Here is a 22,254-nt window from a genome sequence, read left to right as displayed (position 1 = left end):
AATGCGTTCAACCAGGGCATGGCAGCAGCCTCTTTATTGTTATGTCTGCCTGCACGCGGGCAGCGATTGCTCTCAAGCGTTCGCTCGCCCGACGGTGCGGCGGATGCTCAGATCGGGTAGTGCCGCGGGCCGTTCTGCAAGGTCACCCAGCGTAACTGGGTGAAATGCTCGATGGACGCCTTGCCGCCAAAACTGCCATAGCCGCTGGACTTGACCCCGCCGAAGGGCATCTGCGCCTCATCGTGCACGGTCGGGCCGTTGATATGGCAGATGCCCGACTCGACTCGCTGGGCCAGGGCCAGCGCGCGGCCGGTGTCGCGGCTGAAAATCGCCGCCGACAGACCGAACTCGGAATCGTTGGCCAGGCGCAACAGGGCTTCATCGCCCTCGCCGCGCAACACCACCGCCACCGGGCCGAAGGACTCTTCGCGGTACAGGCGCATGGCATCGGTGACGCCGTCGAGCAAGGTCGGCTGCAAAATGCTGCCCTCAAGTTGGCCACCCGAGACCAGAGTCGCACCCTTGTCGAGGGCATCGTCGATCATCAGTTTGATCCGTTCACCAGCGCTGCTGTCCACCAGGGAACCGAGCACCGAACCTTCGGCGTTGGGGTTGCCGGCGGGCAAGGTGGCGATCTTCGCCGCGAGCTTGGCGACAAAGGCATCGGCCACTTTGGCATCGACGATCAGGCGCTCGGTGGACATACAGATCTGTCCCTGGTTGAAGAAAGCGCCGAAGGCTGCAGCCTCCACCGCTGCATCCAGGTCGGCATCCTCCAACACCAGGAACGACGCCTTGCCTCCCAGTTCCAGCAACGCCGGTTTGAGATGACGCGCCGACAGTTCACCGACGATGCGCCCGACATGGGTCGAGCCGGTGAAGTTGACCCGACGCACCGCCGGGTTGGCGATCAGCCGCTCGACAATCTCCGCGGCATCCTGGGGTGCGTTGCTGATGACGTTGACCACGCCATCGCCGAGGCCTGCGTCCTGCAACACCTGGCCGATCAGTCGGTGCACCGCCGGGCTCAGTTCCGACGCCTTGAGCACCACGGTGTTGCCGCAGGCCAACGGCATGGCGATGGCGCGGGTGGCGAGGATCACCGGGGCGTTCCAGGGCGCGATGCCCAGCACCACGCCGCAGGGTTGACGCAAGGCCATGGCGAAGCTGCCGGGCACATCGGAGGGAATGATTTCGCCGGTGATCTGAGTAGTCATGCACGCGGCTTCGCGCAGCATGTTGGACGCCAGATGCACATTGAAACCGTACCAGTTAGCCATCGCGCCAGTCTCACCGGCCGCCGCGATGAATTCCGCACTGCGGGCCTGCAACTGTTCGGCCGCGCGCAGCAGCCGGGTACGTCGTTCATTGGGGGCCAGGGCCGCCCAGGTCGGGAATGCCGCTTTGGCCGCGGCCACGGCGGCGTCGGCATCGTCCAGGGTGGCGGCGGCAACCCGCGACACGACTTCGCCGGTCACCGGATTACGTCGTTCGAAGGTTCGACCGTCTCGGGCGGGGCACGACTGGCCGCCGATCAGCAGGGGCACGTCCAGCATGGTGATTCCTCTTTATTGTCTTTTTCGGGAATACGTTCGAGGGGCTCACAGTAGCGCCAAGGCGCCGGGGCGAACAGCTGGCGGACGCTCGATCGCCCAGCCAACTCGCCCTGATTCAATGCCGGGTTTCAGCGTTTGTAAGTCTGCAAACCGGGCTTGATGCTCTTGTCGTCGAGGAACTGCTTCATGCCTTGCTCGCGACCACCTTCGGTGTCCAGCAGACGCGACTGATCGAGCTTGGCGTACAGGTAATCTTCGTTCTGCTCCCAAGTCAGTTCGCGGCAACGCTTGAAGCCGTGCTTGGCCGCCCGCAGCACCACCGGGTTTTTCTCCAGCAGGTTACGCGCCAGCTCGATCGTCACTTCACGCAGTTGCGCCAGGGGTACGCTCTCGTTGACCAGGCCCATCTCGGCGGCTTTTTTCCCATCAAAGGTCTTGCCGGTCATGATGTAGTACAGCGACTGCCGATGGCCCACGGTGTCGGCCATGGCTTTGCTCACCAGGTTGCCCGGCGGGATGCCCCAGTTGATTTCCGACAGGCCGAAGGTCGCTTCATCGGCGCAGATCGCCAGGTCGCAGGCCACCAGCGGGCTGAAACCACCACCGAAGCACCAGCCGTTGACCATGGCGATGGTTGGCTTGGCATACATGCGCAGCAGTTTCCATTGCCATTGCGAGGCTTCACGGCGGATTTTTTCCTGAAGGATTTCCGGGCCGGCATCCACTTCGCGGAAGTATTCCTTGAGGTCCATGCCGGCGGTCCAGGCTTCGCCCGCACCGGTCAGCACCAGTACACCGGCGTCTGGATCCTGCTCCAGGGTTTCCAGAACGTCGATCATCTCGCGGTTCAATGTCGGGCTCATGGCGTTGCGTTTTTCCGGGCGGTTGAGGATGACCCACGCGATGCCTTCCTCGATTTCCACTTTGACCGTTGTCCAGCGACCTTCGTAATTGCTCATGGTGATGCTCTCTTGTTCTTGGCTTGACGATGGGTAAAAACTAAACCCCAATATTAGTTATGTCAATTAACTATTAATGAAATTAACCGAATATTTTTTGTCCCGAAAACAGGCGCAACGCCCAGAGATCTGAAAGAGGCCATGGCTATCCCCGGCCAATCTCGGCAAACTAGATAGTCTTCTTAACCGCCAGCTGAGGATTCACCCTGCAATGGCCAAGTCTTCCAAGATTGCCGCCGCCCCCGAGGCCCCTGCCGACAGCGCCGAAACCCAGGCGCCGCTGGATTCCGCCCTGGACGATCTGATCGGTTACGCCATGCGCCGGGCGCAGCTGAAACTGTTCCAGAATCTCATTGGTCGGCTCTCGGCCCATGACTTGCGACCGGCGCAGTTCTCGGCCCTGGCGATCATCGACCAGAACCCAGGGCTGATGCAGACCGACCTGGCCAAGGCCTTGACCATCGAGCCACCGCAGGTAGTACCGCTGCTGAACAAACTGGAAGAACGGGCGCTGGCGGTGCGGGTGCGTTGCAAGCCAGACAAGCGCTCCTATGGGATTTTTCTCAGCAAGACCGGCGAGACGCTGCTCAAGGAATTGAAGCAGATCGCTGCCGAGAGCGACATGGATGCAACGTCCAACCTCGACAGCCAGGAGCGCGAAGAACTGCTCAGGTTGCTGAAAAAGGTCTATCAGGCCTGAAACGCCGATGCCGGCGTTCCTGGGGAACGGCAGGCCTCATGGCAGCATGGGTATCTACACATCTCTTGAGCTAGAGATTTGTTGTTGGGGCTTGGTGTTTTGGAGTACATATCCGTTTCTGCGGTAACGGCCGCTGACGGTTTCGCTTTTACAGCGAGTCACTTTCGAAAAGCGCGAAAGTAACCAAAGCGCTTTTGCCCCGCCATTCGGTGCCTCGCTTAGGCTCGGCATGCCCTCACTCCGGCATTGCTCCGGGGGCCCGCCGCCATCGGCCATCCATGGCCGGGGGCGGCTACCGCGGCATCCTTGCCGCGGTGCCCCCTGCGCAACGCCTGCGTTCGGCCTCTGGGAAAGGGGCGGCAGATCAAGATCAAAAGCCAAAGCAACGGCAACGGCAACGGCAACGGCAAGATCAACAGCATCGCGAGCAGGCTCGCTCCCACAATTGGACTGGGTACATCCCGGGGAAATTGGTCGGCTGACAGGTCCCCATCGCAGGCAAGCCAGCTCCCACAGGGATGATGTGCATCTGCAAGAGGTTGGTCGGCTGTCAGGTCGCCATCGCAGCGAAGCGGCGACCCGACAAGCCAGCTCCCACAATAGATCGGCGTACGACAACGCTTCTCACCACTCAACAGGCCGAGCGTTAGCTCGCCTGCAGCTGTTGATCTTGACGCACCGCCCCCTCGAGAGGCCGAGAGGAGGTTCTGCGCAGTGGGCAACCCGGCATGGATGCCGGGTTAGCCGCGCACGGCCAGGGATGGCCGATCGCGGCGGGCCCACGGAGCAGGACCGGAGCGAGGGCATGCCGAGCCTAAGCGAGGCACCGAACGACAGGGGCAGAAGCCCTTTGGTTACTTTGGGGCTTTTCCAAAGTGACTCGCTGTAAAAGCGAAACCAATAGCAGCCGTTGCCGCAGAAACGGATATGCACACCATAAAAATCAAGAAACGCATGCGCATGCAGGTAAAAACGACTTACCAGATCGGCACGGTGTAGAGCACCAGAAACCGGGTCTGGTTTTCATCTCGAAACGCCGCGCCGGCGGGGAAGTCATTGCGATAGATCGACTTGCGCGCCATCAGCCCGACGTTCTTCAGCGGGCCACTCTGGATCACATAGCCCAGCTCCATCTGGAATTCTCGCTCCTTGCGGTCGTCGGCATTCAGCGCCGTCAGCTCGATATGGTCACCGCGCACATAACGCAGCCGGCTTTTCAGCCCGGGCACCCCGGCGGCGGCGAAGTCATAGTCGTACATCGCTTGCCAGGTCCGCTCCTTGGCATTGAGGAAGTCCGAACTCATGGTCAGCTCACTCATGCCCATCAACTCGGTGCCCGACACATAGGGCGTCGCCGTGTCGCCACTGGCGTGCATATAGCCCAGGCTCAGGCGATGGCCGCCAAAGCGATAGCCAAACAGCGCCGACAGGTTGCGGTTGTCCACCTTGCCGGCCTTGGCGCTGCCATCTTCGTCGCTGAAAAAACTGCGCAGATCGGTGGTCAGCGTGCCCTCGCCCACCTGCAGATTGTGCAGCAAGGCCAGGGTGTTCTGCTGGTACAGGTCCGCCACTTCGGCGTGATAGGCACGCAGACTGAGGTCTTTGTTCACCTGATAATCGCCGCCGACATAGGCCATGTGCGATGAGGTGGCCGCGCCATTGAAACGCCGGTTCGGCGAGGCGATGCTCATCGGCTGGTAGTCGGTGGAATCACGCTTGTTGATGCGATCGATGTAGCCGGTGTTGAAGGTCAACCCGTCGATGTCCTTGGAACTGAGGGTGGTGCCGCGAAACGTCTGCGGCAGCAGCCGTGACGGGCTGGCGAAAGCAAATGGCAGGAAGATCGACACGTCGCCGCTCTTCACCGTGGTCTGGGCAAAACGCATCTTGGCGGTCATGGCCAGGCGCGAATATTCGTCCGCCGCGCGCTTGTCGCTGCTGGACACCGGCAGCAACTCGGTGCCGCTACGGTCCGGCGACGAGTCCAGCTTCACCCCCATCAGCCCGCGGGCATCCAGGCCGAAGCCAACAGTCCCCGTGGTGAAGCCCGACTCCACATTCATGATGAAACCCTGAGCCCATTCCCTGGCCGCGGTTTTCGCCCCTTCATCCTTGTAGTCGCGATCCAGGTAGTAATTGCGCAAGGTCAAGGTGCCGTGGCTGTCGTCGATAAAGCCTTCGGCCAGCGCCGGGGTGGCAATCACACTCAAGCCCAACAGGACCAGGCAAGGTGCGCGAACAGGTAAGGCGGAAGTCGCCGCAAGGGCCTTCCAAGGGAGCTTTGGCATGTTCGATGTCCACTTATTGTTGTTGTTTTTTGAACGGGATCGCCAGGGTTGTTCCAGGGATCTCAGGCCAGAGAATGGAAACAGCCGAGGGGTGGCGTCAATCCATAATGACCGATAACCGAACATTAATATTATTATCTATTTTTTAGATCCATCTTACTCAATGCGTCATGACATTGATTTAATGAGATTAATGCCATTTTTTTGGCCAAAAACCTTGGCTGTTCATTTTTTAGTTATCTTTGTTAATCTTAATTTCAGCCTGTCATCGCTTGAGGCGAGCAGACTCGCGCTCACCCGTCAGCACACCCACAAAAACAATAATGAGGTTCGCCATGGACATCCCATCACGTCGTACGACGCTGACCATCGCCCTGTGTTTTATCGTTGCACTGATTGAAGGCTTCGACCTGCAAGCTGCCGGCACTGCCGCCTCGGGCCTGCGCCAGACCTTTGCCCTGGACCCGAAAATGATGGGTTGGGTGTTCAGCGCCGGCATCATCGGCTTGCTGCCGGGCGCCTTCTTCGGCGGCAGGATTGCCGATCGCATCGGTCGCAAGAAAATCCTCATCGGCGCCGTGTTGCTGTTCGGCGTGTTCTCGCTCAGCACTGCCTACGTCAGCACTTTCTCCAGCCTGTTGTTGGCGCGCTTCATGACCGGCCTGGGCCTGGGCGCCGCCCTGCCCAACCTGATCGCCTTGTGTGCCGAAGCCGTGGGTGAGCAACGCCGAGGTACTGCCATCAGCATCATGTATGCCGGCGTGCCGTTGGGTGGAGCACTGGCGGCGGTGGTCGCCATGCTGTTCACCGATCATTGGCAGGCGACCTTCATCATCGGCGGACTCGCGCCGTTGCTGGTGGTGCCGCTGATGATCCTGTTGCTGCCCGAGTCCAGCGCCTTTCGCCAGCAGCAAGGGACTGTCAATGTGGCGCGCGCTTCAACCGGTCAGGCACTGTTCGGCGAAGGCCGGGCTCGCGTCACCCTGGCGCTGTGGCTGAGCTATTTCTTCACCCTGACCGTGATGTACATGTTGCTCAACTGGCTGCCGTCACTGCTGCTGGAACAGGGTTTCAGTAAACCCCAGGCTGGCCTGGTGCAGATGCTGTTCAATATCGGCGGCGCCCTCGGCTCCCTGCTCGGCGGACTGCTGCTGGATCGCTGCAACGGCATCAAGGTTGTGCTGTTTGTCTATGCCGGGTTGCTGGCGGCGCTGGCCGGGGTCGGCCTGTCGGTGGGCATTGTTCCTATGGGCATCGCCGGGTTTGCTGCGGGGTTGTTTGTGATGGCTGCGCAACTGGTGCTTTACGCCCTGGCACCGCCGTCATACCCGACTTCGGTGCGTGCCACCGGCGTCGGCGCGGCTGTGGCCATCGGTCGTCTGGGGTCAGTCGCCGGGCCCTTGGCCGCGGGGCAGATTCTGGCAGCCGGAGCCGGCACCACCGGGGTATTGCTGGCGACCTCCCCCGGGTTGGTGATTGCAGCACTGACCATCATCAGCGTGATTGCCCGTTCAGCCCCACTGACTGTATCGATGGAAAAGGCCAAGGCCTGATGCCCGTCAGTTAAAACGCGAGACCTGTGGGAGCGGGCTTGCTCGCGAAGACGGAGTGTCAGACGACATCAATGTTGCCTGTGCCGCCGTCTTCGCGGGCAAGCCCGCTCCCACAGGGTCCGGCGTGCCGGTAGCACCCCACACTTCGCCCGGCCCTTGCTCTTTACCGAGCCCTTCAGCCCTCCTTGACCCACTGCACAAGCACGCTCTCCTCAGGCTTTTTTGCGAAGACCTTCTGCGGCAGCAGCAGCCAGGCCAGAGCCGGCAGCAGGATCAAGGCGCCTAGCATGTTCACCAGGAACATGAAGGCCAGCAGGATGCCCATGTCGGCCTGGAATTTGATCGGCGAGAAGGCCCAGGTCGAGACTGCGACCGCCAGTGTCATGCCGGTCAGCAGAACCACTTTGCCGGTGAACAACAGCGCCTGGTAATACGCCTGAGCCAAGGTGTCACCGGCACGCATTCGAGCCAGGATCACGCTCAATACATAGAGCGCGTAGTCGATGCCGATGCCCACGCCCAGTGCGATCACTGGCAGTGTCGCGACTTTCACCCCCATGCCCAGCCCCACCATCAGCGCCTCACAAAGAATCGAGGTGAGCATCAGCGGCAGCATCGCGCAAAGGGTTGCACGCCAGCTACGGAAGGTCAGCAGGCATAGCAGGCTGACCGCGCCGTAGACCCAGAACAGCATCTCGTGCATGGATTTTTTCACCACGATATTGGTCGCGGCTTCGATTCCGGCGCTGCCGGCGGCCAGCATGAACTTGACCTCGGGCACCTGATGCGCAGCGATGAAGGCCTCGCTCGCCTCCACCACCCGATTCAAGGTATCGGCCTTGTGATCGGACAGGTAAACGTACAGCGACAGCATCGAACAGCCCTGATTGAACAGTTCCCGCGGTGCACGTGTCTGCACTGCGCCCAGCGCACCGTCGTTGGGGATCAGCTCATACCACTTGAAGTTGCCTTCGTTGTAACCGGCCGTGGCGATCTTGCTCAGCGCCGCCATTGAAGTGGTCGACTCCACGCCAGGCAATTGCTCCAGTTGCCAGGCCAACGCGTCCACCGCAGACAGGCTGGCGTAGCGCGTGCACTGATCTTCCGGCGTCTTGATCATGACCACGAAAATATCCGAACTGGTCGCATAGTTTTGGGTCATGAACAGTGCGTCGCGGTTGTAGCGCGAGTCGGCGCGCAACTCCGGAGCTCCGGGATCGAGATCACCGATCTTCAGGTTCAGGCTCACGGCAAAACCGAACGCTGCCAGCAGCAGGCCGCCCAGCATCGCGCCAATGGCCCAGCGCCGCTGGGTGAATAGATCGAGTACACGCCACAAGGGATGCTTGGTTTGTGCTTGCAGCTCGGCGGTTTCGGAACTCAGGCTGCGTTGCGCCGCTGCCGGGCTGACGCCGATATAGCTGAGCAGAATCGGCAGCAGAATCAGGTTGGTGAAAATCAGCACCGCCACGCCGAGGCTGGCGGTGATCGCCAGGTCCTGAATCACCCGGATATTAATCAGCAGCAACACGGCGAAGCCCACCGCATCGCAGAGCAAAGCGGTCATGCCGGCGGCGAACAGTCGGCGAAAGGTATAACGCGCGGCCACTACCCGGTGGGTGCCGCGACCGACGTCTTGCATGATGCCGTTCATCTTCTGCGCGCCATGGCTCATGCCGATGGCGAACACCAGAAACGGCACCAGCGCCGAGTACGGGTCCAGCTCATACCCAAATATCGCGAGCAGCCCCATCTGCCAGAGCACGGCCACCAACGAACAGGTCACCACCACCAGGGTGCTGCGCGCGCAGCGGGTGTAACCGTAAAGCACCACCACGGTCACCAACACCGCCATCACGAAGAACAACAAGACCTGGGTCAGCCCCTCGATCAGATCGCCGACGATTTTGGTGAAACCGGTGATGTGGATTCGCAGGTCATCGGTCTGGTACTTGTCCCGCAGCGCCTCCAACTGCCGGGAGAACTCACCGTAGTCCAGGGCTTTGCCGGTCTGCGGACTGACTTCGAGCAACGGCACGAAGATCACGCTGGACTTGAAGTTGCCGGCGACCAGTTGGCCGACCTCACCGGAACGGCCGACGTTGGTTCGCACCTGCTCGATACTGGTCGCCGAGCCATCGTAATCGTCGGGGATCACGGTACCGCCATCGAGCCCCTCCTCGGTTACTGCGGTCCAGCGCGTGGTCGGGGTCCATAACGACTTCATGTAAGGACGGTCGACACCCGGCAGCAGATAAAGCTCATCGTTGAGCCTGGCCAGGGTGTCGAGGTAATCCTTGGTGAAGATGCTGCCCTGCTTGACCTCCACGGCGATCCGCAACGAGTTGCCCAGACCGCTCAACTCGCTGCGATTCTCCAGGAAGTTGGCGACATAGGGGTGCCCCGTAGGGATGGTCTTTTCATAGCTGGCGTTGATACCGATGCGCGTGGCTTGCCAGCCGAGCACCAGCGTCACCAGCAGACACAGCAGGATCACCAGCGGTCGATGGTTGAATATCATTCGCTCGGCGAAATTACCCGACGCCTGGTCGAAGTCTTCCAGGCGGCCGATCACGGTTTGGGTTTTGTCGTCTTTCAAGTCTGACTCCTGTTGCACGGGCTATGGCCCGATAGCGCTACACCGTGAAGTTTCAAGGTTTGGCGGAGGCCCGCGGATCCTGGTCAGTGGCCACGCCACTCAAACCGACGCTGGCCAGACTGCCGTCGGCTGTCTGTTGCACGGCAGCGACCGTCCCGCCGCTGCGGCTCTGGCGCTTGTCGAAACTGCGCCCCTGGTCATGGCTGAACAAAAGTTCACCGCTCTGGCTGGCCAACAGCAGGCTGCCGTCACGCAGCTCGATGGCTGTCGCCAGTGTTGATTCGATGCCGGTGTCGAGGCGTCGCCAACTGCTGCCACGGTCTTCGGACCACCAGGCGTTACCGCGCAATCCGTAGGCAATCAACGCTCCGCCGCGGGTACCGAGCAGACCGAAGAAGCTACCTTCATAAGGTGATTTCAGAGGCTGGAACGAATGCCCGGCATCGGTCGAACGCAACAGCAAACCGCGCTCGCCCACCAGCAGCAGGTCGTTACCCGAAGCGCGGATCCCATACAGGTTCAGGCCCTGCGGATTGTTCACATGCTGCATCCACGGCCGCCAGCTTCGTCCGCCGTCGTCGGTGCGATAGATCTGGTTGTAGGCGCCAACGATGTAGCCATGCAGGCGGTCACGGAAGTACAGGTCGAGAAACGGTTTATCCGGCCCGTCGTCGAGCATCTGCCGTGCCTGCGCAAGGTTGCTGGCGCCACCCGGCTGATCGGCGTTGCGCTCCGCGGCCTGCACCGCCAGCGCGGCGGCACGTTCACCGTCGAGTTGCTTGTGCCAGGTTTCACCACCGTCCTCGGTGTGCAACACCACACCCAGATGACCGACCGCCCAGCCCTGCTCGGCATCGACGAATTGCACCGCGGTCAGGCTGACGCTGACCGGCACACGGGCCTGGCGCCAACTCATTCCAGAGTCATCCGACAGCAGCACGATGCCGCGCTCGCCGACCGCCACCAGACGCTCGCCAGCCCGGGCCAACCCAAGCAATACCGCACGCGCGGCCTTGGCGGTCGGCAGTGCCGGCTGCTGCAGTACCGCGAACGTCGCGGCCTGCGCAGCCATTGATGTGCTCGCCAACAGGCACAACACCAGGGCGCGGGCGCTCAATCGCAGACCAAAACTCGCAAAGATTTTTTCAACGTTCATGTCTTTACCCCGGCTGTAAAATCGCTGGCGACCGCGACGAGCCTCTCGCCCGCCACGGCCCCCATGGTTCAACGCATGTTTTCGTTGGCCATGGCATCCGGCGTGAAATAGGAAGCCGACGGTTTCGCGACTTTCTGGTATTGGACCGTCAGATCGTTGCTCGATGAGTTCAGGAAGTAGGCGCCGGTGTCGAGGTTGTAACTGCCCCACATGACCTGCGCAGTGAGCGCCGGCAGGTCCGGCGCCAGCAGTGTCAGCGAATACTGCTGCCGTCCCAGTTTGCCCTGCGCGTCATACCCGTCGGCCATCAGGATCTGCCAGGAGTCCTCGTCGACGTAGTAAGTCCGACGTGGTACCACGTGGCGCTTGCCGGGTTTGAGCGTGGCCTCGACCACCCAGACCCGATGTTTCTCCCAACGCACCAGATCGGGATTGAGGAAATTCTGTTTGACCAGATCGTCGCTGCTGGCCAGGCCGGCGCGGTTATTGTTGTAGGCAACGATCAGTTCTTTCTTGCCCGTCAGCTTGAGGTCATAGCGATCGGTAGGCCCGAACAGCATGAACGCTTCGTCGAACAGACCGACACCAGAGGTCACGAAATCCGGGGTGTCGTAGGCGATGTTCGGCGCCCGACGCACCCGACGCTGACCGACCAGATACTGCCAGGCCGCACGGTTGGCCGGGTCCATGTCCCAATGGGTCATCAGGCCTTCACCGGCCTTGGACGACGGCAGTTCGGTCAGAAGTTTGCCAATCAGGTACTTGCCGGAATAATTTTCCAGGCTGCCGCTTTCGACGTAGTAGGGAAACTGGTAGGTGAACAGGGCTCGGGTCGCCTGGACTTTCTTGCCGCCGGCGGTCATCAGCCAGGTGTCGAACGGCGAGCTGATGGTGTCGCCGCCCTGCCAGGACAACCGGTAATTCCACAACACTTGCGCGCCGTTATCCGGAATCGGGAACGGGATGCCGCCGTAAGCACCGGCGACTTTCTCGCTCTCGACTTCCAGCGTGGCACGGGTGGCATTCTTGCCGGTGTTGTCATACACCCATTGCGGGGCTGCTGCCGAGCGATGGGTCGGGTAGACGTCCAGGCGATAGTCCGGGTATTTCTTCAACAGGAGCTTGGTGCCTTCGGCCAGTTCGCTGGCGTACTGCTCCATGTTCGAGGCCTTGATCGAATACAGCGGCTTCTCGCCGGCGAATGGATCGGCACGTTTGTCACCCGGTTTGTAGCCCGGCGCGACCTTGGTGTAACCGCCGTCCCAAGCCGGGATGCTGCCATCGGCATTGCCGGCGCGCACGCCGCCAAGAGGCGTTAGTTCAGATTTCAAACGTGCAGCCTGCTCAGGCGACACTGCTGCCTGCGCCAGGCTGATGCCGGCCAGGGCCAGGGTAAGGACGCAAGTGTTCAGGAAAGCGTTGTTCTGCATGGCGAATCCACCTTATTAGAATGAGGTTTTCACGTAGAGCGAGACGAAATCGCGGTCGGCCAGCGACTGCCCGTAACTGAAATTGCCGTCCTCGCGCAGGCCGGCTTTCGGGGCCCCGAAGAAGTTCACGTAGTTGAGGCCAACATCCCAGCGCTGCAGATACGTGGCTTTGAGCCCGACACTCCAGTCGCCGGAATGGGTATTGCCGAAGCCCGACTTGTTGACGGCCGAAGAACGCCCATCGAGCACCACGCCCATGCCGATCGGCACGGTCAGGTCGATCCCGTCGACAATCTGGAAGTACGCGGGCTCCACCAATACCCGCAACGCAGTGGCATCGCGGGTGGTGTTGGAATCCAGCGCGGCGGCGTTCTCGGTGACGCTCAGGGTGCGGTTCCACGCCAGTTCGGCCAGTGCCGAGCCGCCATCCCAAAACGCGGTAGGCGACAACAGGTAAATCGCCGACAGGTTGGCGTGAGCGGTTTTGCCCCGGGCAAACAGTGAGTCATCGCCGCCATCGGCTTCCATGCCTGGGGTCACCACTTGCAGGTTGCTCACCAGCGGCGCATTCCAGCGCACGGAAGTTTCACCGGCAAAGTTGAACGGGCCATAGGCAGTGGAAAAGCTGACGCCGGCCGTCTTGATGTCTTCGGCGTAGACCTGACGATAGGAACTGAGGATCGGCAGCCCGGTGGCCGCCGCGTCTGCGCCATCAAGGTAGGCGTACAGACCGATCGGGGCTTTGTCGTGATACTGCGCGGCGTAGAAACCCAGCTCCAGTTCGGTCCCGGTCGGTTTGAAGCGAATCTGCATGCCGCCCTGCCCCGAATTTCGCGGTTTCAGATCGCCGCCATTCACCGTGTCGTTGCCGAACACTTCGCGCAGGGACCCGCTGCCGTAACCGATGGCATCGACATCGCTCAGGTAGCTGCCGGCACCGGGCAGATTGGAACGTTCCCACTCGAACTGGTAGTAAGCGCCCACCGACAACTGCGGGTTGATCTGCAACTGCCCGGAGATCTGGTTGACCGGACGCAGGATCTCCTTGAACTGAGTTCCCGGCACGCTGAGCAACTTGACCACATCGGTCGGGCCCTGGGCATTGGCAATGCCGTTGCCACCGTAGAACAGGCTTTCACCGTAAATCAGGCTGTGCCGCCCCAAACGCGCCACGCCCTGGGAGTCTTCGCCGAGGTCACCACGCAGAAACACGAAGGCGTCGAGAATTTCAGCGTCGCGACCGTGGAGCTTGCGGGTTTCGCTGAGGAAATGCGGTTGCTCGCTGTCGTCGGTGTCCTGATTGTAGATATCGTCGTACCAGGCCGCGCCGCTCACACGCAGCCCATAGTTTTGCCGGCTGAGGTCCATTTCAGAAAACAGATCCAGACGGTTGGAGACCAGGCCGCTGCTGAAGTTTTTATCGCCCTGACTCTGGATCGAGGGGTACAGGCCATTGGCGGTCGGTGCGTTGACCAATCGGCTGTCCTGACCTTGCAGACGCCAGGCCTGGCTGTATTTGATGGTGTTGTCCCAACGCAGTTTCCAGTCCGAATCACCCAGGTCCATTTGCATGGCCTCGGCCCTTTCGACCATCACACCTGCACTGCATAACGCCAGAAACAGGGCGCAATGCTTGAAACGAAAGCAACGTTTAACGTTGTCCATGGACGCTCCTCATTATTTTTATTTTTGGCATGGCTTTGCACTTGTGGCGAGGGGGCTTGCCCCCGCTGGGGCGCGCAGCGGACCCTAAAATCGGGCAACGCGTTCTCTAAAGTAGAACTTGTGTGCCGGTTTACGACTGCTTCGCAGCCGAACGGGAGCAAGCTCCCTCGCCACAGTTAGCGGCTTGCGCAGCTGTCTAGGTGTGTGCGTTTCAGATGTAGGTGGAGGCCAACCCGCCATCGACTGCCAGGTTGACGCCGTTGATCCAGCGCGACTCGTCGGCACACAGGAAAGCGATCACCGCCGCCACCTCATCGGCATAACCTGGACGTTTCATGCGATGGGCATCAGCCTGGGTTCGTGCTTCACCGAGCATGCTCACGAAGTCGCCGAGGATGGGCGTGAAGACCGGGCCCGGCGCTACGCTGTTCATGCGCACTGAGTGTTCGAGGAACCAGGGCTGGGCCTGCAGGTAATTCCAGACGATCAAGGCTTCCTTGAAATACTGGTAGCAGGTCGCGTCCGGTACCGGGTGCTCGGCCAGCCAGGCTTGCGCGGCGGTGAAGCCTTCGATGCGCGCCAGCGCCTTGTGCTGTTCCAGGCGTAACGGCCACTCGGCGCCGAGGATCGAAGCGATATTGACAATGCTGCCGCCAGCGGCGATTCGCGGCAGCAATGCGTGGCTCAGGTGACGCAGTCCCAGGTAATTAACCTGCGCCAGCAATTGCGGATTTGCGGTGCCCGGCACCCCGGCGATATTGCACAGGCTGTCGATCCGTGCCGGTAACTGCGGCAGCAGCCGGTCGATGTTCTCGGCACTGCTCAGATCACCCTGCACAAAACCGTCCAGGGTCATGTGCGGGGCCTTCAGATCGACACCAATCACGTGGGCGCCGTGGGCGCGCAGCAGGCTTGCAGTAGCGGCGCCGATACCCGAGGAGACCCCGGTCACCAGCACAATCTTGTTGTCGAGTTTCATGTTGAGTCCTCTTATTATTTTTGTGTACTCGCCCGACCTCGTCGGTCTGGTCCTGTCCGTCAGAACGGATAACGTGGCGCCTTATCCTTGACCGTTACCCACTGCCATTGGGTGTATTCGTCCCAGTCGGCCGGGCCGCCAACACTGCCGCCATTGCCCGAGCTGCCGCGCCCACCGAACGGGTTGATGCACTCGTCGGCCACCGTCTGATCGTTGATGTGCAGCAGACCGCAATTGAGTTGCTCGCCAATCGCCATCGCTTGCCCTACCGAAGACGAAATGATCCCAGCGGACAAGCCATATTCGGTGCGGTTGGCCAGATCGATGGCCTCATCGTCGCTGGCAAAACTCACCACTGTGGCGACCGGACCGAAGATCTCCTCATCAAATGCGCGCATGCCCGGACGCACGCCGGAAAGCACCGTAGGTTGGTAGAACAGCCGTTCAAACTCGCCGCCGGCGTTCAGTGTTGCCCCGGCAGTCACACTCTCCGTGACGATTTCATGCACGCGTTGCAACTGTCGTTTGTTGATCAAAGGCCCCAATACCGCCTCGCCGCGAGCGGCATTGCCGACCGTGATCGCCCGGGCTTTCTCTGCCAGCCGGCGGACCAGTTCTTCAGCGATCGATTCATGGGCCAGGATGCGTCCGGTGGCCATGCAGATTTGCCCCTGATGCAGCCAGGCACCCCAAGCGGCATTGCTCGCCGCCAACTCAAGATCAGCATCTTCGAGCACGATCAACGAGTTCTTGCCGCCCAGTTCCAGAGCGACTTTTTTCAGATGACGCCCAGCCACCTCCGCGACCTTGCGCCCGGCTGCGGTAGAACCGGTGAACGCGATCATCCGGACATTCGGGTCGCGGCACAGGGCCTCACCGGCCACTGCTGCGCCCGGCAAAACCTGCAGCAACCCTTTTGGCAAACCGGCCGCCTCGAACAACCGGGCAATGATGAAGCCGCCACTGACCGGGGTCTGTGGATCGGGCTTGAGCACCACCGCATTACCGGCCGCCAGCGCCGGTGCCACCGAACGCAGGGAGAGCACCAGGGGAAAGTTGAACGGCGAGATCACCCCGACCACGCCATGGGGCAACCGGCGCGCATAGGACAAACGCCCCGCTTCGCTTGGGAGGACCAGACCATGGGGTTGCGACAGCAGACCGGCAGCCTGATGCAACAAGACGATCGCCTCGCGAACCTCATGTTCACCCTTGAACAGACTGCCGCCACTTTCCCGGGCGATGTAAAGCGCCAGTTCGGCAAAGTGTTGCTGGGCCAGGGCGGCGGCTTTGCGAAAGATCTCTGCGCGTTCCCGTGGCCCCAATGCCGCCCAGGCCGGTTGAACACGGGCAGCGATCAGGCTGGCAAACGCGATGTCCGCCGCATCGGCTAATCCTGTGACGGTCAGTACCTCGCCGGTGGCAGGCTCGATGACTCTGTTGACGCCGCCCAATGGACGTATCCAGTCGCCATTGAAGATGCGTTCGCACCACAGTGCGTCCCGCAGAAAATCAGATGGTTCACTTACCGACATTTCGGTCTCCCGGCTCTTGTGTTTGTAATTGCCTGACGCGCCTTGCTAAAAGGATGCAGCGTCGTGAAAGCACTAGAGCAAGGGCTGTGCCGACTTCCTCCGTCGCCTCGCGTTTTAGGTGGCGAAGGCTCTGGCCTGCGGGCTTGAGAGGGGGACTTATGAATAAGGCAAGGCGTTTGGCGTTCGGTCGACACCCGGCCACTTGTCCAAATGATAAAGTTATGTTTAATAACTGTTTTGCTAATTGATCATTTCGATCAGTCGACTCGCTCAGGGGCATATAACAATGAATAATCCCCATTCGCTGCTTCCTCATCTCGCGGTGCAGGAGGAACATTTCTCGCCACGGGGAGACAGCACTCAACTGACCGAGGGCAACTCACCGACCCTGGCCGAGTTAGCCGAATGCCTGTTCTTTTCCCCGGTTGACGGACGTATCTGGCTCAACGACCAGCGCATGCTGCTATTGCACAGTTCATCCTTCGGCGCGCTGCGGCGGGAGATTATCGAGCGCCAGGGACTGGAACAGACCCGCGGCCTGTTTACCCGCACCGGTTATTTGTCCGGTGCACGCGATGCGCGATTGATCCGCGAGCGCTGGCCAGACGCCGACGCCGCGGCGGTTTTCTCGGCCGGCACTCGCCTGCACACACTCGAAGGCATGACCAAGGTCGAACCCCTGCACTTCAAATTCGACGCCGACTCAGGCTTCTACGAAGGTGAATTCCTCTGGCACCACTCCTGTGAGGCCGACGAACATATCGCCGCCTACGGGATCGGCCAGGATCCGGTGTGCTGGACCGAACTGGGCTATGCCATCGGTTATGTCAGCGGACTGTTCGGCCGCCTGGTGATCTTCCGTGAAACCGAGTGCCGGGGCATGGGCCATGAGAACTGCCGGGTGATCGGCAAGACCGCCGAGCAATGGGGCGATGTCGAACAGGACCTGAGTTATCTCACCGCCTCGCCATCCAGCATCGCCCCGAAGCAGCGTCCAGCCCCGGCGCCCGCGCCCCAGGGCGACGACAGCGAAATGCCCGGCGGACCAATACCCATTGGGGCCAGCGCCGCCTTCAACGCCGCGACCCTCGCCTTGCAGCGGGTTGCGCCGACGCCGGCCACGGTGCTGTTCAGTGGCGAGTCCGGGGTCGGCAAGGAATTGTTCGCCCGTCAGTTGCATCAGTTCAGCCCACGCCATCAAGCACCTTTCGTGGCCCTCAACTGCGCCGCGATCCCGGACAATCTGATCGAGGCCGAACTGTTCGGTGTCGAACGCGGCGCCTATACCGGCGCGACCCATTCGCGCCCTGGACGCTTCGAACGGGCTCACGGCGGCACGCTGTTTCTCGATGAAATCGCCAGCCTCAGCCTGCCGGGCCAAGGCAAGCTGCTGCGTGCATTGCAAGAGCGTGAGATCGAGCGCATCGGTGCAAGTCAGCCGATCAAGGTCGATGTCCGAGTGGTGGCGGCAACCAATGTCGACTTGCGCAAAGCCGTGGCGGCCGGAGACTTTCGCGAAGACCTGTTCTACCGCCTGAACGTCTACCCCATCACGTTGCCGCCATTGCGCGAACGCCGTGACGACATTCCGTTGCTGGTCAACGCGTTCCTGCGACGCTTCTGTACAGCCTACGCCCGCAAGCCCGCCGGGTTGACCATGCGCGCGCTCAAGGTGTTGTTGCGCTATGACTTTCCTGGCAACGTGCGGGAATTGCAGAACCTGGTCGAGCGCGGCCTGATCGCCAGCGAAGACGGTCAAGCCATCGATCTGGTCCACCTGTTTCGCAACGAACCCATGCCGCAGGAGGCGTACTCTCTGGACGGCAATGGCAGCCTCGCAGCCACTGACCCGAGCCCCGCCAGCACGCAGCCTCGTCCAGCCTTGCTGGAAACCCTGGCTCGTCTGGAACACGGCTTCTCCATTGAAGGTCTGGAGTCGCGTCTGATCGACGAAGCGCTGCAAAAGAGCGAAGGCAACCTGGCCGCCGCCGCTCGGTTGCTGGGATTGAGTCGTGCGCAGTTTGCCTACCGACTGAAAAAGTACCGACAGGCATCGGCTTGACTCAGGCTGAGTCAATGCAAGCCCACCTCGGTAGGAGCAGCCCCGCTCTTGTTGAAGCACGGAGGTTGGCGGAGCAACGGCTACCCGACACAGATGAGGGTGAAACGAAATTATCTTGCCAATATAGTTATGCTAATTAACTATGATTGAAGTTAACTTGTTTACCCCATAACACGCGCCCGGAGTCCACATGCCCCTCAACAGCATCGACGGCATCATTGAACAGCTCAGCAAACTGCCCCCCCTCAGCTCGCTGACTGTCGATCAACAGCGTCAACAGGCCGAACAACTCTTCGGCGCCGGCTCCTGTGCCGAGGGCGTGACCTTTGAGGTCGCCAACCTGGCCAGCGTCAGCGGACTTTGGGCCATTCCCACAGATGCCCGGCCAGACTTCGTGTTGCTGTATCTGCATGGCGGAGGCTACTCATTCGGCAGCGCCCAGGCCTATCGCCCGCTCGTCAGCCAACTGGCAGCCCGCAGCGGGATTCGTACCCTTTGCATCGATTACCGCCTGGCCCCGGAACACCCTTTCCCGGCCGCCGTAGAGGACGCTCTGGATGTCTACCGCGCACTCCTCGAAAACGGTGTGAACGTCGAGCACCTGGTGCTGGCCGGCGACAGTGCCGGTGGCGGTCTGTGCATGGCCCTGATGCTGGCTGCCAAGGCCGCTGGTTTGCCGTTGCCCGCGGCTGCGGTAGTGATGTCGCCTTGGGTAGACATGGCTCAGACCGCAGAGTCCTGGAATTTGCAGAAGGCTCGAGATCCATTGCTCGGCCCGCTTGCTGGCAAGACCATTATGGCCGACACCTATTTGCAGGGCGCCGAGCCACGGAATCCGCTGGCCTCCCCCTTATACGGTGACCTTCGGAGTCTACCGCCAGTGCTGATCCAGGTAGGCAGTCGGGAATGCCTGCTGGACGATTCAACCCGGCTCGCCAGCCGCCTGGCCAGCGCTGAAGTGGCGGTATACCTGGACGTCTGGCCGGGAATGATCCATGTCTTCCAGACCATGAGCGATCAACTCGAAGAAGCCCGCCGAGCACTGGACCAGATCAGCACTTTCCTTCTTCGGCACCTGGGGGAAGATATGTCCTGACTTCAAGTTTGCGTAGAATGCGGGTCGATACCGTATCCACTAATAAACAACGGCCGGTAGACTCATCCTCCCTGTGATCAACTGGTGATTTGTGGCGCCCTTCCACGTTCAATGCCTGAACTATCAACCATGAGCGAGAGCTCATGGGTATTAATTACCAATACAAAAGCGCTTTGCAGGTTTTGTCTGTCGGTATCGTTGCTTATTGCTGGTAACGCATCTGGCGCGCCATCACCGCTTGAGTTGTATATCCCGGACGCGCCGCCCCTGACGTTTGTCGATGATGCCAAGGGTCACGGAATGGTCGGAGAAGCCGTTCTGACGGCCATTGCCAACGCCGGCTATGTCGCTCATGTCCAGGTGCTTCCCTGGGCCAGATCGCAGAAGTACGTCAGCGAGAAGCAGGATATTTTGATAGCCCCCTTGTCGCGCACGCCGGAACGCGAAGATCGCTTCACCTGGATCACGTCAATCATGCCCATGGAGCGCGCTTTTTTCAGCCTCGACCGGCCGGTGAGCAGCTTCGCCCAAGCGAAAAAAACCTACCGGGTGATCGGTGTCGGCCTGGGCAGCGCTCAGGAGGAAATCCTGCGTGCACAAGGCTTCAGCGACGAGCAGATCTACCCGCTGACCATTGGCGACAACCCTGCGCAGATGCTTTTGAAAGGTCGCATTGATGCCTGGTTCAATGGTGTTCCCGAGAGTCAATACATCTGGCCGAAGGTGTCTGAACGCAAGCTGTTCATGAGCCCCGTCATGAGCAGAGCGGAGCTCTATCTGGCTTGCTCCAGGCTTTGCTCCGCTCAACTGGTGCAAGACTTGCGCAAGGCGGTTGAAACGCTTCGTGCTGACGGCACTTTGGCGCGTATACAGCAGAGCTATTTATCGCCATGACGATCCGCAACAACTCGTCCCTTCACCATAGATTCGCTACTATGTTTGCCCCGCTTTCCCCGTTGGCGGATTTCTTCATTCTGGAGCCCGAATGCCTAGTCAAAAGGACATCGCCGCCGACAGCGGCGCACCGATGATCCCTGAACAGCGCCGTGAATTGATGCTGCGTCAATTGCGCAAGCATCAGGTGCTGAGCGTTCATCAGTTGATGGAAATGTTCGAATGTTCGCACATGACCATTCGCCGCGATATCGCGCTGCTTGAACAGGAAGGCCGGGCTTATTCGGTCACCGGTGGCGTGCGAATCGCCAGCCAGCTCCATAGCGAACCCAGCCATCAGATCAAGGCGGTGGTCGAGTTGCCGCAAAAGCAGGCGATGGCCAAGCTGGCCGCCCGGCTACTGCATGCCGATATGACGATTTATCTGGACGCGGGGACGAGCACGCTGGAGATTGTCCCGTACATCAAGGCGCTGTCGGGCATGACCGTGGTGACCAACGACTTCGGGATTGTCCAGGCGCTGATCGATGCGCCCCATGTCACAGTGATTCACACTGGCGGGCAGCTGGATCATTCCAATCAATCGTGCGTGGGCGGTCTGGCGGTGGCCACCTTGCGCCAGGTCGTCACCGATATCGCGTTCATCTCCACCAGTTCCTGGGATTTGCGTCGCGGCCTTACCACGCCTTCGGCGCTGAAGGTGGAAGTCAAGCAAGTCGCGATGCAATCGGCCTCGCAAGTGGTGCTGGTGGCCAGCAGTTCAAAGTACGGCACGTTCAGCATGTACCGGATCGCCGGACTCGAGCAGTTCGACATCATCCTCAGCGACGACGCGCTGACCCCTGCCGCAGCCGATAGCATCCGCAAGCAGGGTGTCGAACTGCTGTTGCCTTCCGATAACAACGTGTAAGGCGTTAGCGCGCCTTCCAGTCACGCAGCCATTGCAAACCGGCCGATGTGTTACCACGCGGCCGATATTCGCACCCTACCCAGCCGTCATAACCCAACTGATCGATCAACTCGAACAGATAAGGGTAATTGACTTCTCCCAGGTCCGGCTCATGTCGATCCGGCACGCCGGCGATCTGGATATGACCGATGCCGTCGAAGTCCCGACGCAGTTTAGTCGCCAGGTCGCCTTCGACGATCTGGCAGTGGTAGCAGTCGAACTGAACCTTCAGGTTACTCGCGCCCACTTCCTTGCAGATGGCCTGGGCCTGATCCTGGCGGTTGAGGAAAAAGCCCGGCATGTCCCGCGTATTGATCGGTTCCAGCAACACCGTGATACCCGCCTTGGTGGCCTGCGCGGTGGCGTAAGCCAGGTTCTCCAGGTACACGCCGTGATGGCGCGGGCGATCGCTTTCCGACGGCAGCAGCCCGGCCATCACATGGATACGCGAGTTGCCCAGCACCGCGGCATATTCCAGCGCGCGATCGAAGCCGCTACGAAATTCACTCTCCCGCCCCGGCAACGACACCGTGCCGCGCTCGCCCGCCGCCCAATCGCCGGGCGGTGCGTTGAACAATGCCTGCACCAGGCCGTTGTCGCTCAAGCGCTGTTTGAGTTCCTGAGCGCTGTAGTCGTAGGGAAACAGGTATTCCACGGCTTCGAAGCCATCGGCGGCAGCGGCGGCGAAGCGGTCCAGAAACTCATGTTCTGGATAGAGCATGCTGAGGTTGGCGGCAAAACGAGGCATGGTAGCTCCTATGTATGTTTTTTGTAGGAGCCAGCGGTGCGGCAAGTCGGATCGCCGCACCGCTGGCTCCTACAAGTCGACAGTG

At 60.7% G+C, this 22,254-nt stretch carries 16 protein-coding genes; 6 read left to right on the top strand and 10 right to left on the bottom strand.

The window, feature by feature from the left end; all coding sequences use genetic code 11:
• Positions 1 to 107: 107 nt before the first annotated feature.
• On the bottom strand, positions 108 to 1,556 hold the full coding sequence (locus ACZ3HH_RS24045; RefSeq protein WP_465808335.1) for an aldehyde dehydrogenase: 1,449 nt from the start codon (positions 1,554 to 1,556) through the stop codon (positions 108 to 110).
• Positions 1,557 to 1,684: 128 nt separating this feature from the next.
• Positions 1,685 to 2,515: a p-hydroxycinnamoyl CoA hydratase/lyase gene (locus ACZ3HH_RS24040; RefSeq protein WP_465808333.1), complete on the bottom strand. Its 831-nt coding sequence runs from the start codon at positions 2,513 to 2,515 to the stop codon at positions 1,685 to 1,687.
• A gap of 211 nt (positions 2,516 to 2,726) precedes the next feature.
• Between ACZ3HH_RS24040 and ACZ3HH_RS24035 the strand changes: the two genes are divergently transcribed.
• Positions 2,727 to 3,215, top strand: coding sequence for a MarR family winged helix-turn-helix transcriptional regulator (locus ACZ3HH_RS24035; RefSeq protein WP_465808331.1), 489 nt, complete (start codon positions 2,727 to 2,729; stop codon positions 3,213 to 3,215).
• Positions 3,216 to 4,192: 977 nt separating this feature from the next.
• Here the strand turns inward: ACZ3HH_RS24035 and ACZ3HH_RS24030 are convergent.
• Entirely contained in the window at positions 4,193 to 5,503 is a 1,311-nt protein-coding gene (locus ACZ3HH_RS24030) for an OprD family porin (protein WP_465808329.1), read from the bottom strand.
• 335 nt (positions 5,504 to 5,838) lie between these two features.
• Here ACZ3HH_RS24030 and mhpT point away from each other — a divergent pair, with 335 nt between their 5' ends.
• On the top strand, positions 5,839 to 7,056 hold the full coding sequence (gene mhpT / locus ACZ3HH_RS24025; protein ID WP_465808327.1) for a 3-(3-hydroxy-phenyl)propionate transporter MhpT: 1,218 nt from the start codon (positions 5,839 to 5,841) through the stop codon (positions 7,054 to 7,056).
• A 175-nt stretch (positions 7,057 to 7,231) separates the two neighbouring features.
• Here mhpT and ACZ3HH_RS24020 read toward each other — a convergent pair whose 3' ends face one another.
• From ACZ3HH_RS24020 to ACZ3HH_RS23995, 6 genes are all read right to left on the bottom strand, one after another.
• A complete protein-coding gene (locus tag ACZ3HH_RS24020) occupies positions 7,232 to 9,655 on the bottom strand; it encodes an efflux RND transporter permease subunit (protein WP_465808325.1) in 2,424 nt (807 codons plus the stop codon).
• A 52-nt stretch (positions 9,656 to 9,707) separates the two neighbouring features.
• Complete coding sequence (locus ACZ3HH_RS24015; RefSeq protein ID WP_465808323.1) at positions 9,708 to 10,811, bottom strand: WD40/YVTN/BNR-like repeat-containing protein; 1,104 nt, start codon at positions 10,809 to 10,811, stop codon at positions 9,708 to 9,710.
• A gap of 68 nt (positions 10,812 to 10,879) precedes the next feature.
• The gene (locus ACZ3HH_RS24010) at positions 10,880 to 12,241 is read right to left on the bottom strand and encodes a DUF1329 domain-containing protein (protein ID WP_465808321.1); all 1,362 of its coding nucleotides are present in this window, start codon (positions 12,239 to 12,241) and stop codon (positions 10,880 to 10,882) included.
• Positions 12,242 to 12,256: 15 nt separating this feature from the next.
• Positions 12,257 to 13,906 (bottom strand): DUF1302 domain-containing protein, encoded by a 1,650-nt coding sequence (locus tag ACZ3HH_RS24005; RefSeq protein ID WP_465808319.1) that lies wholly within the window; start codon positions 13,904 to 13,906, stop codon positions 12,257 to 12,259.
• Positions 13,907 to 14,117: 211 nt separating this feature from the next.
• Positions 14,118 to 14,885 (bottom strand): coniferyl-alcohol dehydrogenase, encoded by a 768-nt coding sequence (locus tag ACZ3HH_RS24000; protein ID WP_465808317.1) that lies wholly within the window; start codon positions 14,883 to 14,885, stop codon positions 14,118 to 14,120.
• A gap of 59 nt (positions 14,886 to 14,944) precedes the next feature.
• Entirely contained in the window at positions 14,945 to 16,420 is a 1,476-nt protein-coding gene (locus tag ACZ3HH_RS23995; protein WP_465808315.1) for a benzaldehyde dehydrogenase, read from the bottom strand.
• 286 nt (positions 16,421 to 16,706) lie between these two features.
• Here ACZ3HH_RS23995 and ACZ3HH_RS23990 point away from each other — a divergent pair, with 286 nt between their 5' ends.
• From ACZ3HH_RS23990 to ACZ3HH_RS23975, 4 genes are all read left to right on the top strand, one after another.
• Positions 16,707 to 18,482 carry a sigma 54-interacting transcriptional regulator gene (locus ACZ3HH_RS23990; protein WP_465808313.1) on the top strand — a complete coding sequence of 592 codons (1,776 nt, stop codon included), beginning with the start codon at positions 16,707 to 16,709 and terminating at the stop codon, positions 18,480 to 18,482.
• Between the two features lie 190 nt (positions 18,483 to 18,672).
• On the top strand, positions 18,673 to 19,578 hold the full coding sequence (locus ACZ3HH_RS23985; RefSeq protein ID WP_465808311.1) for an alpha/beta hydrolase: 906 nt from the start codon (positions 18,673 to 18,675) through the stop codon (positions 19,576 to 19,578).
• A 129-nt stretch (positions 19,579 to 19,707) separates the two neighbouring features.
• Entirely contained in the window at positions 19,708 to 20,472 is a 765-nt protein-coding gene (locus ACZ3HH_RS23980; RefSeq protein ID WP_465808500.1) for a substrate-binding periplasmic protein, read from the top strand.
• Between the two features lie 91 nt (positions 20,473 to 20,563).
• On the top strand, positions 20,564 to 21,382 hold the full coding sequence (locus tag ACZ3HH_RS23975; RefSeq protein WP_465808309.1) for a DeoR/GlpR family DNA-binding transcription regulator: 819 nt from the start codon (positions 20,564 to 20,566) through the stop codon (positions 21,380 to 21,382).
• 4 nt (positions 21,383 to 21,386) lie between these two features.
• Here ACZ3HH_RS23975 and otnI read toward each other — a convergent pair whose 3' ends face one another.
• Entirely contained in the window at positions 21,387 to 22,169 is a 783-nt protein-coding gene (otnI, locus tag ACZ3HH_RS23970; RefSeq protein ID WP_465808307.1) for a 2-oxo-tetronate isomerase, read from the bottom strand.
• Positions 22,170 to 22,254: the final 85 nt, after the last annotated feature.

The sequence above is a fragment of the Pseudomonas sp. PME37.24/025 genome, assembly GCF_055556615.1.
The sequence above is the reverse complement of the archived record's forward strand: the minus strand, read 5'-3'. Positions and strand labels throughout refer to the sequence as shown.

Bases quoted from the DNA above. Each gene is read 5' to 3' on its own strand.
- ACZ3HH_RS24045 (WP_465808335.1), bottom strand. From the start codon at position 1,556: ATGCTGGACGTGCCCCTGCTGATCGGCGGCCAGTCGTGCCCCGCCCGA.
- ACZ3HH_RS24040 (WP_465808333.1), bottom strand. From the start codon at position 2,515: ATGAGCAATTACGAAGGTCGCTGGACAACGGTCAAAGTGGAAATCGAG.
- ACZ3HH_RS24035 (WP_465808331.1), top strand. From the start codon at position 2,727: ATGGCCAAGTCTTCCAAGATTGCCGCCGCCCCCGAGGCCCCTGCCGAC.
- ACZ3HH_RS24030 (WP_465808329.1), bottom strand. From the start codon at position 5,503: ATGCCAAAGCTCCCTTGGAAGGCCCTTGCGGCGACTTCCGCCTTACCT.
- mhpT (WP_465808327.1), top strand. From the start codon at position 5,839: ATGGACATCCCATCACGTCGTACGACGCTGACCATCGCCCTGTGTTTT.
- ACZ3HH_RS24015 (WP_465808323.1), bottom strand. From the start codon at position 10,811: ATGAACGTTGAAAAAATCTTTGCGAGTTTTGGTCTGCGATTGAGCGCC.
- ACZ3HH_RS24010 (WP_465808321.1), bottom strand. From the start codon at position 12,241: ATGCAGAACAACGCTTTCCTGAACACTTGCGTCCTTACCCTGGCCCTG.
- ACZ3HH_RS24005 (WP_465808319.1), bottom strand. From the start codon at position 13,906: ATGGACAACGTTAAACGTTGCTTTCGTTTCAAGCATTGCGCCCTGTTT.
- ACZ3HH_RS24000 (WP_465808317.1), bottom strand. From the start codon at position 14,885: ATGAAACTCGACAACAAGATTGTGCTGGTGACCGGGGTCTCCTCGGGT.
- ACZ3HH_RS23995 (WP_465808315.1), bottom strand. From the start codon at position 16,420: ATGTCGGTAAGTGAACCATCTGATTTTCTGCGGGACGCACTGTGGTGC.
- ACZ3HH_RS23990 (WP_465808313.1), top strand. From the start codon at position 16,707: ATGAATAATCCCCATTCGCTGCTTCCTCATCTCGCGGTGCAGGAGGAA.
- ACZ3HH_RS23985 (WP_465808311.1), top strand. From the start codon at position 18,673: ATGCCCCTCAACAGCATCGACGGCATCATTGAACAGCTCAGCAAACTG.
- ACZ3HH_RS23980 (WP_465808500.1), top strand. From the start codon at position 19,708: ATGAGCGAGAGCTCATGGGTATTAATTACCAATACAAAAGCGCTTTGC.
- ACZ3HH_RS23975 (WP_465808309.1), top strand. From the start codon at position 20,564: ATGCCTAGTCAAAAGGACATCGCCGCCGACAGCGGCGCACCGATGATC.
- otnI (WP_465808307.1), bottom strand. From the start codon at position 22,169: ATGCCTCGTTTTGCCGCCAACCTCAGCATGCTCTATCCAGAACATGAG.